Source organism: Clostridium algifaecis (genome assembly GCF_017874415.1).
GTDB classification, from domain to species: Bacteria; Bacillota; Clostridia; order Clostridiales; family Clostridiaceae; genus Clostridium_B; species Clostridium_B algifaecis.
In genome coordinates this window covers 1-18,409 of the sequence record NZ_JAGGLM010000028.1, presented here as the reverse complement: position 1 = coordinate 18,409, position 18,409 = coordinate 1, and the positions used below count along the sequence as shown (strand labels likewise).

The window sequence follows — 18,409 nt, the reverse complement described above, 5'->3', positions numbered from 1 at the left end:
TTTCCTCCTTATTTCTCTTCAATTACAACTTTTATTTTAGTTGATATCTCAGGATACAACTTAACTTCTACGTCATAGCTTCCAACTTTCTTTATATTATCCATAACTATCTTTTTCTTATCTATATCTACATTAAAGTCCTTATTTAATCTATCAGCTATATCCTTACCTGTTATTGAGCCAAATAGCCTTCCATTATCACCAGATTTTACAGTCAATCTTACTTCTTTTCCTTTTAATTTCTGTGCTATTTTTTGTGCCACTTCTGTTTCTTCTAATTTCTGTTTTCTCTCTGCCTCTTTTTGATTATTCAATATATGAAGATTCGATTGATTAGCTTCCTTGGCATATCCTCTTGGAAATAAAAAATTTCTTACATATCCATCAGAAGCATTAACGATATCACCTTTTTTACCTAAAGCTTTTACATCTTTTATTAATATAACCTTCATTATTTTTCTTCCTCCTCAATATATTCATCAATAGTTTTTTTAAGAATTTCTAAAACTTCCTTTATAGACATCTTTAATCTAGCACCTGCCATTGTCATATGCCCACCTCCACCTAGAGATTCAAGTATAAGTTGAACATTTATATCTCCAAGCGACCTACCACTTATGAATACTTCATCCTTTATTTCAACAAAAACAAAGGATGCCTTGATACCTGTAATATTTAATAATTCATCCGCTGCCTGTGCTGCCAATAAAGTGTCTTCAATATTATCAGGACATATGGCTATAGCAATACCATTATAAATTTCAGCCGACTTTATAATTTCAGCTCTATTTAAGTAGGTCTCTAAATCATAAGAAAAAAATTTTTTTATATCAATAGTATCTGCTCCAATTTTTCTTAAGAAAGAAGCCGCTTCGAAAGTTCTAACCCCCGTTTTAAAATAAAAGTTTTTTGTATCAACACAAATTCCTGCAAGAAGAGCCTCTGCTTCTATAACTTTTAATTTTGGGTTTTCCACCATATAAGGCAACATTTCTGTAACTAACTCAGCAGTAGATGATGCATAAGGTTCAATGTAATTAAGAAAATTTCCTTCAATAAAATCAGTTGCTTTTCTATGATGATCTATAATAACTATTCTATCAAACTTTTCAACCAATTTCATACTTTGAACATAACTTTTACTATGAACATCTACAATTACCAGCAAACTGCCTTTATCCACTTTATCCATGCAATCGTTACTGTTTATAAAAACATTATTATAATCTTCGTCTTCAATAATTTTATTAAATATAGGTTTTATACTTACATTTACATCATCCAATATAATATAACACTGTTTATTTAATGTCTTAATTATACTGTGAATTCCAACAGCTGAACCAAGACAATCAATATCCGGCTTTTTATGTCCCATAATAAATACTTTACTACTATCACTTATTATGTCAACCATGGCATTTGCTATAACCCTTGCTCTTACTTTAGTCCTTTTTTCTACCTCTTTGGTTTTACCACCATAAAACAAAAGTTTATCTCCATTTTTTAAAACACATTGATCTCCACCACGTCCAAGTGCTAATTCTTTAGCAGATACTGCATATTTCTCATTTTCAAGAGGAGTCTTTCCACCGCTGCCTACACCTATACTTAACGTAAACGCCATTTTATTGCCAATACTTATTTTTCTTATATCATCCAATACTTCAAACTTTTTTTCCATTTCTTTTTCTATGTATTTATTTTGAATATAAAGTACATACTTATTTTGTTCATATTTTCTAATCATTGCATTTAAACTTTGAGCATATGTACTTATTGTTTTTTCTATTTCAGCTATTATAAATGGTCTATCGTCTTCTTCAACAGTTTTTATTACATCATCAAAATTATCTACTTCAATTAATACAACACTCCCCTTTTCTTTTTCAATGGAATTAAGAGTTTGTATTAATTCTGTATTATCATAAAAATACAATAGTACTATCCTATCTTTACTATTTTCAGATGTATCTACTATATTCGTATATATATCATAAAACTTATTTTTTATATTTATATGCTTAAACACATTTTCTTTTCCATTAATAGCCTGTTTCACATTAAAGTTTTTTATAATATTCTTTATATTTCTGGTGAGTATATCTTCATCGTCTAAAACTTTTAGAAATTTTTTATTATACCATAGTATATTTCCGTCAGTTCCTATTATTACTAATGGAAATGGCAATTTAACAAGAGTGTTTCTTGTTGCGATATCTAGTTTAGATGAAAAATTTTCAATGAATTTTATCCATTCATTTTTCCTCACACGTGCATTCTTTACATTATAAATTGTAAGAAATCCGTATAAAAGCATAGATATGATTCCAATAACTATATGTCTGTAAAACATTATAATTATTATAAGCACCGCAATTATTACCATATAAATCTTATTACTTTTTATAAAACGATTATCACCGTTTTCCATAAGATGAGCCCCTTCCTTTACTATTTTTTTTGTGCTCTATATGGATCTAGCTTTCTAAAATCTATTAACATGTCTGCAAATCCTAAAATATCATAAATAAAATAATAAAAAACAGTTAATATCAGAATTAAAACAATAACCTTATTAGACATATTAAATTTATTTTTCAAATAATACGATGCTAAAGCTAAACCGTCCACCATAAATATAAATTGCAGTAAGTTTTTAGAAGAGTTCATAAAATAATAACCTAATTCCATATTTCTTCTATTAAGTATCACGCCTATAAGAAGGACAATTGCAACTGCGGTTCCAACTCTTGTACTAATATATATTTCATTAAAAGGTTTCACATCCATTACATCATAATTTAATCTCTTAAGAACAGCGCTTCCTATCAAATAATTTAAATAAGCTATAAAAACCGAAGCCAATACCATCATACTAGGAATAATTCTCATTATATATTGTGGAGTAATTTGAGCCTCTATACTCTCCATATAACTAAGTTGTGCATTTGATATTCCCATTTTACTATAAATGATTTTATTCTGACTCATACCTTCTTTAAATGGTTTCACAAAAAAATCATTCACGAATTCATATATTCCTTTATTACTTATAATACCTATATAAACTGAAAAATAAACTATTTCGCCTATAATAATAGCTACAGTCAGCATTAAAATAGTAGTTCCAAATTTTTTTTTGTTCTTAACACAGTACCCAAAAGTCATTCCCGAAAGACCAACAAGAACTATAGAAGATAACGCTGTTATAGGGTTAACTAACATAGCTATAAAAATTCCACTTGCTACTACGGAAATAATAGTTATTTTATAATCTTGCCTTATATATAATATAGCTATAGGTATAGGAAGGATAAAATTTATGAAAATTGAAAATATAGGTATGTATATACAAGCTAACATTATTACTACTATAAGTGCTGTTGTTAATCCAGCCTCTACTATAGTTTGTGCATTATAATTTTTATTCTGCATTTTTGCCTCCATTTATCTTTCTTTAATATGATTATATAATTTACTAAGATCCTTTCCATCTTTCTCTATTTCATCTTCTTCAATTATACCAAGTTTCAATTTCTTTTTCATTGTTTCATCTACTGCTGTATGAGAGTAACCTAATCTTTCCGCCAATAAATATAATAATATTATTCCCCCGGAAATACACTCAAGTATTGCATTTTGTGCAACATTGCTGCCCATTGTAAGTAATTTAAAAAGATTTCCTATAGTACACAAAAGATCTGCCTTCAACTCTTCTATTATCTTTACATTATACATTATGTTAAATTTTTCTTTTTTCATACTAACAATCCCCCTTTAACCTAATTACCATTTTAATTATTTTTACAATTTTATGCAACAAAATTAAATTTATCTATATAATTAATTGTAACCAATTTTTTATATTTTCATAAAACAAAAGCCATTAGCACGCTTATATGCTAATGGCTTAAATTCAATTTTAATATTACTCTGTTGTAAATGGTAATAAAGCTATGTTTCTTGCTCTCTTTATAGCTTCAGTAAGCTCTCTCTGGTGTTTAGCACAATTTCCAGAAATTCTTCTTGGAAGAATCTTTCCTCTTTCAGTAACATACTTTCTTAACTTGTTTATATCTTTATAGTCTATAGATTCAGATTTATCCATGCAAAATGAACAAACTTTTCTCTTAGCTCTTCTCATTTTGCCTGAATTTCTTCTTCCGCCATTTCCATTTTCTCTATTATTTGGCATAAATATCTTCCCTCCTTACCTTATTAAAATGGGATATCTCCATCATCAACTGGAGTTATATCCTCTCCATAGTTATTTTCATCAAAACCCTGGTTAGAATTTTGAGCATTTCCAAAATTATCAGATCGAGAAGACATATTATTTGTTGTTCCTTGAGATTTATCGCCCCATTCTAAGAATTGGACTTCATCTGCAACAATTTCAGTAACATATCTTCTCGTACCGTCTTTAGCTTCATAATTTCTAGTTTGGATTCTTCCACTTATTCCTATGAGCTTACCTTTGCTCATATAATTTGCTGTGGATTCTGCTTGTTTTCCCCATACAACTATAGGTATAAAATCAGCTTCTCTCTGTCCATCTTTAGAAAACCTTCTATCAACGGCTAAAGTAAAGGTGGTAACTGCTGTACCATTTCCTGGTGTAAATCTCAACTCAGGATCTTTGGTCAATCTTCCAATTAAAACAACTCTGTTCAATCAAAACACCACCTATTTTTCATCATTTACTATTATATGCCTTATAACAGTATCTGTAATTCTGAATATTCTGTCTAACTCTTTTGGTAATTCAGGATCAGCACTAAAATTTATTAAAGTATAATATCCTTCGTTAACTTTTTTTATTTCATAAGCAAGCTTTCTCTTGCCCCAAACATCAACGTTGTCTATTACTCCTCCACCATTTTCTATTACACCTTTAAACTTTTCAACATTAGCTTTGAAAGCCTCTTCGTCTAATGATGGATGTAATATAAATATAGTTTCATATTTTCTCATTAGATTTCACCTCCTCCCCTTGGACTAACGGCTGTAATTTTTACAGCAGGGATTACAAGAGTTTATTTTATCATATATACATTATTAAATCAATATATATGCAGAATTTTTTACTAATTTGTTAAATCAGAACTATTTTCTACATTTTGTTTTATTACTTTCTTTACACTCTTTTCAAATTTATTTCTTGGAAGCATTACTATTCTTCCACATCCCAAACACTTTATCTTTATATCCGCCCCTAATCTTATGACTTCCCAATTATTACTTCCACAAGGATGCCCTTTTTTCATTTCAACTACATCACCAATATAAAATACTTTTTTCAAAATTTAGTCCCCCTTTATAATTTTTAATTCTTTGTACGGCATTTTTACATTCTCTTTCTTTAGAACTTTAATTATTTCTTCCCTTAATTTTATCTCTGTATCCCACTGTTTCATAGGTTTTGTTTTCCCTATAACCCTTATTGTAATTACCCCATCTTTTACTTTTGTTATTCCAAAAACACTTGGACCCTCTGTAATAAACTCATTTTTTTCTGAAAATTCTTTGCATAAATAATTTAATTTTGATATAACCATTTCTGAATCTTCATCATAAGAAATATCTATGTCAATTACAATTTTTACATTTCCCTTTGAATGATTAGTAACTTTCGTAATAAGTCCATTGGGTATTATATGTAAATCTCCATTGAAATCTCTTATTTTTGTAACCCTTAATTCTACACTTTCTACAACACCACTCTTATCATCTACATCTATATAATCACCTACAGAAAATTGATCTTCAAATAATATAAAAAATCCATTTATTATATCTTTTATAAGGCTTTGTGCTCCAAATCCAACAGCAACTCCACCAATACTAGCAAAAGTAAGACTGGTTACCCCTACTTTGGAGGATATAGTCGAAATTATTTCAAATATACCAAAAAAATATACGCAATATTTTAATACACTTTTTAAAATAGCCCCAACTGTTTTAGCCTTTTTATCATTTAAAGAAATTTTAAAATTTTTTTGTTTTTTTACATATCTATTTATAATTATATTACCAATTTTTATTGTAATATACATAAGTAACAGTATAAACACTATCTTAACAATATCTGAAATAAAATTGTATATATTATCCTCAGATATAGAAAATTTTCCTATTCTTATTCCATGCTCATAAGTAGTTATCTTAAAAATAGAAAATAATTCATATATCATTAAATTTACCATCCTTAAAAATTTATTAATTTGTATCCATTTTCATTTCTTAAATATATATTTTTAAATTGAAAATTGTTATTCTTAATTAATAATTTAACATTATCAATACAATTCATATCAACTCTTATACTTATACCACAACTCTTAGTTATAAAAACAGGTGTAGGAGTTACTTCTATATTTATTTTTTCTTGTGTCAAAATTTCTTCTCCACTTATAGCATCATGAGTATTTTTAAATGTTATTATATAATATTTATTCATAATTACAATTCAACTTTTTTTTGAATTTGTTCTCCTTTCTATTTATTTCCAGTATATGTATACACAAACATACTATTAGTTTATAATGTTAACTATAATAATTAATCTTACACTTATTATAATCTATAATACAACAATAATATATTTTATTATTTAATTTTATTTTAAATTTATAAAACAAAAGGAGAATTAAAATACTATGGATGAATTAATAAATAAATTTAATAAGCTAATACTATTTTTTATTATATACTCAGCATTATTCATAACTTTCTTTTCAACACTTAATTACACTCTTCCGTTTGTTTTAGCACTTATTTTTGCTCTCATACTTAAAAAACCCACAACTTATATATACAAAAAATTTAAAATTAGCCCATCTATAGCTTCATTATTTACTACAATAATATTTTTTGTGATAATATTACTTATTATTTCATTTGGAATAGTCAATATAGCCCAAGAGGCAGTACAACTTGGTAAAAATACTCAGCTATATATATCCCAAAACTCCGATAATATCTTAAATTCATTTGAAAGATTACAGAAATATTATAATAATTTAGATCCTTATATAATAAATGCTCTAGATAAAAACTTTACAAGTTTCATTACAAAAACATCAAATATTGCAGTATTAATCTCCGGCAAAATTGTATCTTATGTAATAAACTTTGCTGCAACAATACCATATATAATTATGGTAATATTGTTTACTTTACTAAGTACATATTTTTTTACAAAAAACATGATTAACTTAAAAAACAAGATATTAGAAATAATACCTTTTAACAAAACAGATAAATTTTTATCTATTTACATTGAGTCAAAAAAAATGCTTGGAAATTATCTTTTATCTTATTTAATAATTATTTCTATTACATTTGTAGAAACATTTGCAGTATTTTTGATATTTAAAATAAAATATGCATTAATATTAAGCATAGTATCTGCAATAGCAGATATATTACCTATTTTGGGTATTGGAACAATATATATTCCACTTTCGCTAATTTATTTATTTATATTTAAAAATTATATAACTGCTTCAGGATTAATTATATCCTACATTATAGTATCAATAATAAGACAAATAATAGAACCTAAACTAGTATCTTCTTCCCTTGGAATACAACCAGTAGCCGTACTTGCCTCTCTTTTTATAGGTTTAAAAGTAAATGGCCTTATAGGAGTACTGTTTTGTATGTTTCTAATTGTATTTTATAATATATTAAAAAAAGTTGATATATTATAAAGTATTATTTAAAAGTTAAAATAGCTGTGTATAAAAAAGCTTTCTATGGTTACAATTTATAACATAGGAGGTTTTTTACATGTTTAAAAAGATGATTATAGATTCTACTTCACAAAATTCTATTTCAGTATTAAGGGATACTTTAAGCACTATAATATACCCAATCATAAAATCTGGTAAAACCATAATAATATTATGCATAGGAACAGACAGATCTACAGGAGATAGCCTTGGACCATTAGTAGGTGATAAACTAAAGTTCCTTGTTAGAGATAGAATACACATATATGGAAATTTAAAAACACCTGTTCATGCAAAAAATCTTACTGAAGTCATAAACGAAATTAATTTAAAATATGAGAATAATTATATAATAGCTATTGATGCCTGTCTTGGTAAACTACAGAACGTAGGCAAAATAATGATAGAAAAAAAGCCTTTACATCCTGGCTCTGCAGTAAATAAATCTCTTCCTACAGTAGGAGATTTAAGTATAACTGGAATAGTAAACATATCCGGTACAATGGAATTTATGGTTTTGCAAAATACTAGGCTATTTATAGTTATGCAACTTGCTGAGATAATTTCAAGAGGCTTATACCATTCTATATTAAAAACTGTTGGCGGGAAATCATCTCATACTTCTAAAAATAAAATCATACAAAATATTTAGATTAGCTTATTTTATTATTAAAACTTCTATTATTAAGAATATATTCTATATCATTTATATTTTTTTTCCCACAATCGATTATTATTGTTTCTCCTATTTTTATATTATTATTTATATTTAATTTATTTAATTCTCCATCTTTCAAATTACAAATAACAGCATCAAATATATCATTTTTTTTCGTCATTATGTCGTATCCCCTATTTTTTAACTCTTTACCTATTAATGATAACTCGTCTGAAACATAAACTTTCATAAAAGCGCCTCCTTAAGGATAATATTCCCCTTAGGAGGCGCTTTATGTATATCAATAATTACATTTTTTTATTAATACATTCTTGTAAAACTTGATTCTCTTCTTCAGATAATTCATATCTAGACATACCCTTATCTATAGGTTTTGCATAAGTTGTACTTTCACTTCTTCCATATATCCCTGTTAGTAATATTCCATCATTATTTCCATCTAAAATTGCAACTGAAAAGCTCAAATCGCTGCCTACATCTTCAAACGCTCTATATCTAATAATAGAAAATTTTTGAATACATTTCTTAGATTCCAATTTTAATTGATTGAATTCTTTTTTCATTATATTAGTTTCTTTTTTTACTTCATCTATATTATCTAGATAACCTGTTACAAGTTGTTCTAAATTTTTATTGTCTACACCTCTCATAAATTTTTTGTATCTTCTTTCAACTTTATTTAGTGCTTTAAAAGATGTAATAATCATTATAAACATTATTATAATTATTATAAACATAGCACCAATAATATATAGTTGAAATTCTCCCATAAGTTTTAAAATATCTTGCATTTTTTTCTCCTTCCGTCTAAATGTTTCACATGAAACATTTAATTATAAACACTTATTTATAATTTTAATATATCTAATATTCTCTGTAAGTCATCTTGAGAATAATATTCTATTTCTATTCTGCCTTTATTTTTTTTATCATTCAAAGTTACTTTAGTAGCAAATAAATACTGAAGTTTGTCCTGAATATTTTTATAATAAGGATTAATTTTATCTGCTTCTTGTTTTTTTATTTGATTTTTAGGATTCATATCTTTAACAAGTTTTTCTACTTGTCGTACGTTTAATCCATTTTTTATTATATTTGTAGCTAGTTTATATTGCAAATCTTTATTTTCAATAGATAACAGTGCTCTTGCATGACCTTCAGATATTAATTCATTAATCAAATATTCCTGTACTCTTTTATCTAAATTCAATAATCTAATACAATTTGCTATAGCTGTTCTAGATTTTCCTATTCTATTAGCTAAATCCTCTTGTTTTAATCCAAAATCGTCAATTAATCTTTTATATGATATAGCTTCTTCTATAGGATTTAAGTCCTGTCTTTGTATATTTTCTATTAAAGAAATTTCAAGTATTTCTTTATTTGATAAATCCATTATGATAGCAGGTACTTCTTTTACATTCGCAGCTTTAGCAGCTCTCCATCTTCTTTCTCCTGCTACTATTATATATTTATTTTCATCTTTATTTTTATTTAATAAAAGAGGTTGTATTATACCATGCTCCTTTATTGATTGTGCTAGCTGAAGAATTTTATCTTTATCAAAATTTTTTCTTGGCTGTGATTCATTTGGAATTATTAAATCTATATTTACTTTTTTAATATTATCTAAATTATTCTCATTTTCTAAAACATCTGTTGGTATTAATGCTCCAAGTCCTCTACCTAGACCATACATTTTGCTCAAAATATTCTCACCTCTTTTGCCTTTGTAAAAACTCATCTGCTAAGTCATCATAAGCTTTAGCACCTCTGCATTTATCATCATAAAGTGCTATGGGAAGCCCAAAACTTGGTGCTTCTGCTAATCTTATATTTCTTGGTATTGTAGTTTTATAAACTTTATCTTTAAAATATTTCTTTACTTCCATTGATACTTGATTAGATAGTTTTGTTCTTCCATCATACATACTCATAATTATACCTTCTACTTTCAAATTTTTATTTAAAGATTTTTTTACAAGCTGTATAGTATTAACTAATTGTCCAACTCCCTCTAAAGCATAAAATTCACATTGAATTGGAATAAGAACTGAATCAGAGCAAGCAAGAGCATTAATTGTTAAAATTCCTAAAGAAGGTGGACAATCTATAAAAATAAAATCAAAATCCTTGCTGATCTTTTTAATTTTATTTTTTAAGACATTCTCCCTACCGCTCATGTTAATTAATTCAACTTCTGCACCTGCTAATTCCATAGTGGATGGAATTATATATAGATTTTCTACCAATTCACATTTTTTAATAACCTCATCAATTTTTATATCAGAACATAATATATCATATACTGAATTATCTATAGTACTTTTGTCAAAGCCTAATCCACTAGTAGTATTCCCTTGAGGGTCAATATCTATATTCAAAACACTATATCCTTTAATTGCTAAATATGTACCTAAGTTAATATTAGTAGTTGTCTTACCAACTCCACCTTTTTGATTAAATATAGAAATTATCTTCAAATTATTCACCACCCTTAACCACTTAATTCTAATTATATATTTTTATTTTATATAATAAAAGAGTTTTTGATGTTAATTTAAAATGAATTAATAAAATATTTACCTAAAATGTTTCATGTGAAACATTTTAGATACAATAAAAGAAGTATTAAAATTGAATTGTATTTCAATCTTAATACTTCTCTTATTCAACAACTATTTATAGAATAACTATAAAATTTACTTTTTAGGGATCGTTATTTTAATTTGTATTTCATTTTCCAGTTCTTCTGATGAATACTTCGCTTTAAGTCCATATTTATTAAATACCTGTTTTACAGTATTTATATAAACTTTTGGAGAAAATATACCTTTTATTTTTTTTCTTTTCTTATTAGATGAATTATTATTTATTTTTTCTAATTCCTTTTCAATTAACTCCTCTGTTCTTTTTACATTCAATGATTTTTTTAATATAACATTAAGTACTTTTTTTTGAAGTTCAACAGTTGGAAGCTTTAATAAAGCCCTCGCATGTCTTTCAGTTAAATTATTTTCAAGTAATATATATCTTATTTCTTCATTCAATTTAAGTAATCTAATCTTATTTGCAATAGTTGATTGCTTTTTCCCTATAACTTCAGCCAATTTTTCCTGTGTATATGAATGATGTTTTATTAAATTATAGTAAGCTTCTGCTTCTTCCAGAAAATTTAAATTCTCTCTCTGCAAATTTTCAAGTAAAGCTATTGCTGCAGATTCATTATCTGTTATATCTACTAATATAGCTGGAACTTCTTTAAGTCCTATTTTTTTAGCAGCCCTGAGTCTTCTTTCTCCTGCTATTAGTTCATAGTTATCTTCACCTAATTTTCTTACAGACAATGGTTGCACTATTCCATATGATTTTATAGATTGAGCTAATTCATCTAAACTGTTTTCATCAAAATATTTTCTTGGCTGATATAAATTAGGTGAAATTAAATCAACAGATATATAATTAATATTTCTTTGCATATTTAATCATCCCTCTTATACCTTCTATTATTAACATTTCTTCACCATGTTTTAAAATCCTCTTATATTTTTTAAATTTTGTACGACAAATTATTACTTTTATTTTAATGGCTTTTTCGAAACAGTTCCTGCTTTTCGAGGATATGCTTTTGGAGTATTCTTTATCTTTTTTATTATTACCAAATTGTGTCTTAACTCACTTTTCTCTATCTCTACTTCAATAATGTCTTCTATTTTGCCACCTAATATAGAAATAGCATTTTTACTTTCCTTAATTTCATTTTCTACAGAAGGTCCCTTCATAGCTACAAAATATCCACCTAATTTTACATAAGGTATACAAAATTCACTTAATACTGATAAATTTGCTACCGCCCTAGAAACAGATACATCAAAAGATTCTCTGTATTCAAATTTTCTTGATATATCTTCCGCTCTCCCATGAATAGTTGTTATTCCTTTTAATTTTAATTTAGATATTACCTCATTTAAAAAATTAACTCTTTTAGCTAAAGAGTCTAAAAGGATAACATTTATATCAGGTTTAACTATACTCATCGGAATTCCCGGAAATCCTGCTCCCGTACCAACATCAATAAAATTAACTTTTTTTTTAAGTGGAACAAATTTAAATATTTTTATACAGTCTATGAAATGTTTCTTAATTATTTGTTCATCTTCTATTATAGTTGTAAGGTTCACTTTCTTATTCCAACATTGAAGCAAATTTTTATAATCTATAAATTTGTCATATTTTTTTCTGTCGAAATCAGCCCCTACATCAGTACACGCATCTTTCATAATATTAAAATAATCTAACATATAATTTTCTCCAATAATTAATTATTTTGCCGTTTAATTTTTTCCATATAAATCATTAAAACAGATATATCAGCAGGTGAAACTCCCGAAATTCTAGAAGCTTGACCTACACTAATTGGTTTTATCTTTTTCAATTTTTGAGTAGCCTCAATCCTAAGTCCTTTCACATCTTCATAATTTATATTTTTAGGTATAATCTTATCTTCAAATTTTTTAAATTGAGAAATTTGCTCTAACTGTTTATTAATATATCCTTCATATTTTGATATAATATTTACCTCTTCCTGAACATCCAAACTAATATCTGGTCTATCTGGATCTAATGGTTTAAGTTTAAAATAATCAAGTTCAGGTCTTTTTATAAGTGAATATATAGTTTCTGCTTTTTTTAATTCCGAAGAATTTAAAGAATTTAAAAACTCGATTACATCCTGTTTAGGCGTAATTTGTACTTTTTTTATCCTCTCAACCTCATCCTCTATTGCCTTTTTTCTCTTTATAAATTTATTATATCTATCTTCGGTAACAAGTCCAATTTCATGACCTAATTCTGTTAACCTCAAATCTGCATTATCCTGTCTAAGTATCAATCTATACTCAGATCTTGATGTCATCATTCTATATGGTTCTAACGTTCCTTTTGTAACTAAATCATCTATTAAAACTCCAATATATGCATCTGATCTTTTTAAAACAAAAGGTTCCTCTTCTTTGGATTTTAGTGCAGCATTAATTCCAGCAATTATACCTTGTGATGCTGCTTCTTCATATCCAGAACTTCCGTTTAGCTGTCCTGCTCCAAATAATCCTTGAATTTTTTTAAACTCCAAAGTTGGCTTTAATTGAAGTGGATTTATACAATCATATTCAATAGCATATCCTGTTCTTAAGAACTCTACATTTTCAAGTCCAGTTATAGTTTTGTACATAGCAATCTGCACATCTTCAGGCATAGATGTAGATGCACCATCTACATATAATTCATCTGTATCTTCTCCTTCAGGTTCTATAAATATCTGATGCTTATCCTTATCTGGAAATCTAACTATTTTATCCTCAATGGATGGACAATATCTTGGACCAACAGATTTAATAGATCCATTATAAAGTGGAGATCTATCTATATTTTTCCTTATAACTTTTATAGTATCATCTGTAGTATACGTAAGATAACATGATACTTGTTCTCTTTTCAAATAATCTGTCATAAATGAAAATGGAACTATTGTTTTATCACCTTTTTGCTCTATCATTTTTGAAAAATCAACACTTTTTTTATTCACTCTTGCAGGTGTACCAGTCTTGAATCTTCTAAGCTCTATGCCTAAATCCAATAAACTTTGAGATAAATCATTAGCAGGCATAAAACCATTTGGACCAGAGCTATAACTTACATCCCCTATGATAACTTTACCTTTTAAGTAAGTTCCAGTAGCTAAAACTACAGTTTTTGTTTGAAAATATGCTCCGTTCTTTGTAACCACACCACAAATCTTTCCTGTATCATCTATCTTTATACCTAATACCTCCAGCTGCCTTAAATATAAATTATCCTGTTTCTCTAACACTTCTTTCATTCTGCCTGAGTATTTTCTTTTATCAGCTTGAGCCCTTAATGAATGAACTGCCGGTCCTTTAGATGTATTTAACATCCTTGATTGTATGAAAGTATTATCAATATTTATTCCCATTTCACCACCTAATGCATCTATCTCACGTACTAAATGACCTTTAGCAGTTCCTCCTATATTAGGATTACATGGCATAAACCCTACGCTATCTAAATTCATAGTACAAACTAAAGTTTTACAACCCATTCTAGCTGAGGCAAGCCCAGCTTCACATCCTGCATGACCAGCACCAACCACCACAACATCATATTTTTCTGAAAAGTATTCCATATAATTTACCTACTTCCCTAAACAAAATTTTGAGAATATCTTATCAATTATATTTTCTTCAAGAGTATCACCTGTTATTTCTCCAAGACTCATCCATGCATTTCTAATATCTATAGATACAAGATCTATAGCCTGAGTATTTTTTAGAGTATCAAGAGCTTCAATACAATTTTCTCTAGTCCTAATTAATGCCTCTTTGTGCCTTGAATTAGTTATAACAAATTTATTTGGCTTTAATTCTCCTGCAAAAAATAATTCTTTTATACAGTTCTTTATTTTATCTATTCCTTCTCCAGTTTTTAGTGACGTTTTTATTACGAAACGAGAATTTAATTTTTGAACTTCTTCTAAGTTTATTTTATCATTTAAATCACTTTTATTTAATAAAATAATATATTTTTTATCCTTTATAAAATTTACTATTTCTCTATCTTCTTTATTAAAAGTTCCACTTATATCTAGCATAAGTATAACTAAATCAGCTTCACCTATTTTCTCCTTTGATTTTTCAACTCCAATTTTTTCTACTACATCTTCAGTTTCTCTTATTCCAGCTGTATCAACTATTTTAATAGGTATTCCATCTATATTTATATATTCTTCAATAACATCCCTTGTAGTTCCTGGAATTTCAGTAACTATTGCTCTGTTTTCATTTATAAGTGAATTTAAAAGAGATGATTTACCTACATTGGGTTTTCCTACTATTACAGTATTTAAACCATCTCTTATTATTTTTCCTTGATCTGCATTTTTTAGCATAATATCAATCCGTTTTAGTATATCTTTAAGTTCCTGAGATACTTCGTCTGCCGTTAATTCTTCAAGGTCTTCTTCTGGATAATCAACTGTAGCTTCAATATGTGCAATTATATTTAACAATTTTTCTCTTAATGGATTTATTTCCTTTGAAATACTACCAGTAGATTGCTTTAATGCAGCCTTCATAGAAACTTCCGTTTTAGATCTTATTATATCTATAACCGCTTCTGCCTCACTTAAATCAACCCTTCCATTCAAAAAAGCTCGTTTTGTAAATTCACCTGGTTCTGCAAGCCTTGCACCACATTTAATAATTTCGTCTAAAATTTTATTTGTAGTAATGATACCACCATGACAATTCACTTCTACAGTATCCTCAGCAGTATAACTTTTAGGTGCTTTCATAAAGCTTACTAAAACTTCATCCAATAATTCTCCAGTATCTTTTTCAAATATAAAACCATATCTCATTGAATACGGGCGTATATTTAATAATTTTTTATTGTTTTTTGCTTTAAATATACTATCAACTATTTTAAGTGAATTTTCACCAGAAATTCTTATAATAGATATTCCACTTTCTCCTGGAGAAGTAGCAATTGCTGCTATAGTATCAAACTCTTTCATTAATCTCACTCCATTTCAAATAAACGTTAAATAACAAAAAGAAAGCCAAATTAGGCTTTCTTTAAACTCACTACAACTCTTCTAAAAGGTTCTTGACCTTCGCTATAGGTATCTACATAAAAATCATTTTGAAGTGTAGAATGAATTATCCTTCTTTCATAAGGATTCATAGGTTCAAATTTTACAGTTTTACCTGTTCTTTTTACCTTTTCAGATACTCTTCTTGCCAATCTTTTTAATGTTTCTTCCCTTTTATGTCTGTAATTTTCAGTATCTAAAACTACCCTTTTATACTCCATGTCATGGTTTTTATTAACTATAAGACTCAAAAGATATTGAAGCGAATCTAAAGTTTCTCCTCTATATCCTATAAGTATACCCATATCCGATCCAGCTAAATTTATTTTTACTACATTATTATCTTCTTTTATTCTAACTTCTGCTTTTATTTTCATAAGATTTAAAACTTTTCTTATAAATGTTCTTATTTCATCTATATAATCTCTTTTTACTTTCACCCTTATTTTAGCCGGTCTAGTTCCTATTAAATTTAAGAAACCCTTACTACCTGAATCTAAAACCTCTATTTCAACTTTATCTCTTTCTACTTTTAACTTCAATAGGGCATCTTTTAAAGCATCTTCTACTGTTTTTCCGGTTGCTTCTAAAACCTTCATACTTCAGTCACCCCCTAAGCTTTAACTAAACATTCTTCTCTTCTATCATTTTCACAACAAAGTTTTGTGCTATTTGAATCAAGTTACTAACTACCCAATACAACACCAGTGCCGATTTTAATCTCCAACTTATGAAAACCATCATAAATCCCATACCTATATTCATCTTTTTACTTTGGCTTGCTTGAGGATTATCTCCAGAAGGCATTATCAACCAGCCTGATAAAAATGTAGTTATTCCTGACAAAATTGAAAGTGGAATATCTGATTTACCCAAATTTGTTATCCATAAAAAACTTATTCCATTTATACCAGTAAGGTTATTAAAAACATAATACAAAGCTACAAGTATAGGCCATTGAATTAAAAGTGGCAAACATCCACTAAATGGACTTGCTCCTTTTTCTTTATAAAGCTTCATCATTTCTTGTTGAGCTTTTTGTGGGTCCTTTTTATATTTATCCTGTATTTTTTTTACCTCTGGTTGAATTTTGTTCATTATAAGTGATGACTTAATTTGCTTTATTCCCAAAGGTAATATTATAACCCTTATTATTACAGTCATTAAAATTATAGCTAAGCCATAAGAAACATTTTGATTTGGAAATACTGAAACTACTCCTCTATGTAAATACTCAAAAAATTGTACAAACGCATTGTTTAGATAATGCATATTAGCCTCCTGATAAATTATTTAACCGGATCATATCCACCTTTGCAAAATGGATTACATCTTATTAATCTTTCTATGGACATAATTCCACCTTTTACTGTTCCATACTTTTCTAATGCTTCCAAAGCATATTCTGAACAAGTCGGATAGAATCTACAACTTGGTCGTTTTAAAGGTGATATATATTTTCTATATATTTTTATTAGATAAATTAATTTTTTCTTCATTATTTATCAAACCTGCTTTTTTTAATAAAAACTTAACACTATTATTTATATCACAATAAGTTTTATTATTTGAAGATTTTCTAGCTATAAATACCAGGTCATATCCTACTTTTAAATTATCACAATTCAACCTAAAACTTTCCTTAATTAATCTTTTAATTCTATTTCTTGTAACGCTCTTGCCTACTTTTTTACTTACAGATATGCCCATTCTATTTAAACTTTTTCTATTTCTGTATATATAAAGCACTAACAACTTATTTGAAAAAGATTTTCCTCTTCTATAAACAGCCCTAAATTCTGCATTTTTTTTTAATTTATAAAACATTAGTGTTGTACTCCTCTTTTTCTGCATTGCAGAAAAAGGCCACAAAAGCGGCCCTTATGCTGATAATCTCTTTCTACCTTTTTGTCTTCTTCTTTTAATAACATTTCTTCCAGATAGAGTTCTCATTCTTTTTCTAAAACCATGTTCTCTTTTTCTTTGTTTTTTCTTTGGCTGATATGTCATCCACATAATACTACTTAACTGCTAATAAACTTTTACTATTATATTAATGTAATTAGCAGTTTCGCCTCCCTTCTATACTACATATTTTATATTATCATTAATTATACTATTAATGATTATATTTATCTGTATGTTTTAAACAGTATTAAACTTATTATAACTAATCTTAATTATCAAATTAACACATAATTATAATATTTTAAAGTTTTACTATTAAATTATATATTCACCATACTACAATGTCAACACTAATTATAAATCCAAATAATGCAAATTAAGATTTTTTTATTATACTTTTGTATATATGTATTA

The 18,409-nt window shown here is 27.2% G+C and carries 25 protein-coding genes; 2 read left to right on the top strand and 23 right to left on the bottom strand.

What is annotated here, in order from left to right:
- Nucleotides 1-8: 8 nt before the first annotated feature.
- From rplI to J2Z42_RS13210, 10 genes are all read right to left on the bottom strand, one after another.
- Nucleotides 9-452 (bottom strand): 50S ribosomal protein L9, encoded by a 444-nt coding sequence (rplI, locus tag J2Z42_RS13255; protein ID WP_209703252.1) that lies wholly within the window; start codon nt 450-452, stop codon nt 9-11.
- Nucleotides 452-2,434, bottom strand: a complete 1,983-nt coding sequence (locus tag J2Z42_RS13250; protein WP_209703251.1) for a DHH family phosphoesterase — start codon at nt 2,432-2,434, stop codon at nt 452-454. The genes rplI and J2Z42_RS13250 overlap by 1 nt, the downstream gene beginning before the upstream one ends.
- 20 nt (nt 2,435-2,454) lie before the next feature.
- The gene (locus J2Z42_RS13245; RefSeq protein ID WP_209703250.1) at nt 2,455-3,438 is read right to left on the bottom strand and encodes a YybS family protein; all 984 of its coding nucleotides are present in this window, start codon (nt 3,436-3,438) and stop codon (nt 2,455-2,457) included.
- A gap of 12 nt (nt 3,439-3,450) precedes the next feature.
- Nucleotides 3,451-3,765: a MazG-like family protein gene (locus J2Z42_RS13240; RefSeq protein ID WP_209703249.1), complete on the bottom strand. Its 315-nt coding sequence runs from the start codon at nt 3,763-3,765 to the stop codon at nt 3,451-3,453.
- A 166-nt stretch (nt 3,766-3,931) separates the two neighbouring features.
- Nucleotides 3,932-4,198: a 30S ribosomal protein S18 gene (gene rpsR, locus J2Z42_RS13235; protein WP_209703248.1), complete on the bottom strand. Its 267-nt coding sequence runs from the start codon at nt 4,196-4,198 to the stop codon at nt 3,932-3,934.
- Nucleotides 4,199-4,221: 23 nt separating this feature from the next.
- Entirely contained in the window at nt 4,222-4,677 is a 456-nt protein-coding gene (locus tag J2Z42_RS13230; RefSeq protein WP_209703247.1) for a single-stranded DNA-binding protein, read from the bottom strand.
- Nucleotides 4,678-4,689: 12 nt separating this feature from the next.
- Nucleotides 4,690-4,977, bottom strand: a complete 288-nt coding sequence (gene rpsF / locus J2Z42_RS13225; RefSeq protein WP_209703246.1) for a 30S ribosomal protein S6 — start codon at nt 4,975-4,977, stop codon at nt 4,690-4,692.
- Nucleotides 4,978-5,090: 113 nt separating this feature from the next.
- Nucleotides 5,091-5,306 (bottom strand): DUF951 domain-containing protein, encoded by a 216-nt coding sequence (locus J2Z42_RS13220; RefSeq protein WP_209703245.1) that lies wholly within the window; start codon nt 5,304-5,306, stop codon nt 5,091-5,093.
- Between the two features lie 3 nt (nt 5,307-5,309).
- Entirely contained in the window at nt 5,310-6,197 is an 888-nt protein-coding gene (locus J2Z42_RS13215) for a mechanosensitive ion channel family protein (protein ID WP_209703244.1), read from the bottom strand.
- Between the two features lie 14 nt (nt 6,198-6,211).
- Nucleotides 6,212-6,463 carry a putative Se/S carrier protein gene (locus J2Z42_RS13210; RefSeq protein WP_209703243.1) on the bottom strand — a complete coding sequence of 84 codons (252 nt, stop codon included), beginning with the start codon at nt 6,461-6,463 and terminating at the stop codon, nt 6,212-6,214.
- A gap of 199 nt (nt 6,464-6,662) precedes the next feature.
- On the opposite strand from J2Z42_RS13210, the gene ytvI reads away from it, so the two are divergent.
- Both ytvI and yyaC read left to right on the top strand, forming a co-directional pair.
- Nucleotides 6,663-7,718, top strand: a complete 1,056-nt coding sequence (gene ytvI, locus J2Z42_RS13205; RefSeq protein ID WP_209703242.1) for a sporulation integral membrane protein YtvI — start codon at nt 6,663-6,665, stop codon at nt 7,716-7,718.
- Nucleotides 7,719-7,797: 79 nt separating this feature from the next.
- On the top strand, nt 7,798-8,391 hold the full coding sequence (gene yyaC / locus J2Z42_RS13200; RefSeq protein WP_209703241.1) for a spore protease YyaC: 594 nt from the start codon (nt 7,798-7,800) through the stop codon (nt 8,389-8,391).
- 1 nt (nt 8,392) lies between these two features.
- Here the strand turns inward: yyaC and J2Z42_RS13195 are convergent, their stop codons facing one another.
- From J2Z42_RS13195 to rpmH, 13 genes are all read right to left on the bottom strand, one after another.
- On the bottom strand, nt 8,393-8,647 hold the full coding sequence (locus J2Z42_RS13195; protein ID WP_209703240.1) for a YkuS family protein: 255 nt from the start codon (nt 8,645-8,647) through the stop codon (nt 8,393-8,395).
- Between the two features lie 58 nt (nt 8,648-8,705).
- A complete protein-coding gene (locus J2Z42_RS13190; RefSeq protein WP_209703239.1) occupies nt 8,706-9,209 on the bottom strand; it encodes a DUF4446 family protein in 504 nt (167 codons plus the stop codon).
- A gap of 56 nt (nt 9,210-9,265) precedes the next feature.
- Entirely contained in the window at nt 9,266-10,126 is an 861-nt protein-coding gene (locus tag J2Z42_RS13185; protein ID WP_209703238.1) for a ParB/RepB/Spo0J family partition protein, read from the bottom strand.
- Between the two features lie 7 nt (nt 10,127-10,133).
- Nucleotides 10,134-10,901: a ParA family protein gene (locus J2Z42_RS13180; protein WP_209703237.1), complete on the bottom strand. Its 768-nt coding sequence runs from the start codon at nt 10,899-10,901 to the stop codon at nt 10,134-10,136.
- A 219-nt stretch (nt 10,902-11,120) separates the two neighbouring features.
- Nucleotides 11,121-11,897 carry a nucleoid occlusion protein gene (gene noc / locus J2Z42_RS13175; RefSeq protein ID WP_209703236.1) on the bottom strand — a complete coding sequence of 259 codons (777 nt, stop codon included), beginning with the start codon at nt 11,895-11,897 and terminating at the stop codon, nt 11,121-11,123.
- Nucleotides 11,898-11,996: 99 nt separating this feature from the next.
- Nucleotides 11,997-12,719: a 16S rRNA (guanine(527)-N(7))-methyltransferase RsmG gene (gene rsmG / locus J2Z42_RS13170; RefSeq protein WP_209703235.1), complete on the bottom strand. Its 723-nt coding sequence runs from the start codon at nt 12,717-12,719 to the stop codon at nt 11,997-11,999.
- A 17-nt stretch (nt 12,720-12,736) separates the two neighbouring features.
- A complete protein-coding gene (gene mnmG / locus J2Z42_RS13165) occupies nt 12,737-14,620 on the bottom strand; it encodes a tRNA uridine-5-carboxymethylaminomethyl(34) synthesis enzyme MnmG (RefSeq protein ID WP_209703234.1) in 1,884 nt (627 codons plus the stop codon).
- A gap of 9 nt (nt 14,621-14,629) precedes the next feature.
- On the bottom strand, nt 14,630-16,009 hold the full coding sequence (gene mnmE, locus J2Z42_RS13160; RefSeq protein WP_209703233.1) for a tRNA uridine-5-carboxymethylaminomethyl(34) synthesis GTPase MnmE: 1,380 nt from the start codon (nt 16,007-16,009) through the stop codon (nt 14,630-14,632).
- A 50-nt stretch (nt 16,010-16,059) separates the two neighbouring features.
- Nucleotides 16,060-16,686: an RNA-binding cell elongation regulator Jag/EloR gene (gene jag, locus J2Z42_RS13155; protein WP_209703232.1), complete on the bottom strand. Its 627-nt coding sequence runs from the start codon at nt 16,684-16,686 to the stop codon at nt 16,060-16,062.
- A gap of 25 nt (nt 16,687-16,711) precedes the next feature.
- Nucleotides 16,712-17,359, bottom strand: coding sequence for a membrane protein insertase YidC (locus J2Z42_RS13150; protein WP_209703231.1), 648 nt, complete (start codon nt 17,357-17,359; stop codon nt 16,712-16,714).
- A 17-nt stretch (nt 17,360-17,376) separates the two neighbouring features.
- A complete protein-coding gene (gene yidD / locus J2Z42_RS13145) occupies nt 17,377-17,586 on the bottom strand; it encodes a membrane protein insertion efficiency factor YidD (protein ID WP_209703230.1) in 210 nt (69 codons plus the stop codon).
- On the bottom strand, nt 17,549-17,914 hold the full coding sequence (gene rnpA, locus J2Z42_RS13140) for a ribonuclease P protein component (protein ID WP_209703229.1): 366 nt from the start codon (nt 17,912-17,914) through the stop codon (nt 17,549-17,551). Before rnpA ends, yidD begins: the two co-directional genes overlap by 38 nt.
- Nucleotides 17,915-17,968: 54 nt before the next feature.
- The gene (gene rpmH, locus J2Z42_RS13135; protein WP_182089634.1) at nt 17,969-18,103 is read right to left on the bottom strand and encodes a 50S ribosomal protein L34; all 135 of its coding nucleotides are present in this window, start codon (nt 18,101-18,103) and stop codon (nt 17,969-17,971) included.
- Between the last annotated feature and the right edge of the window lie 306 nt (nt 18,104-18,409).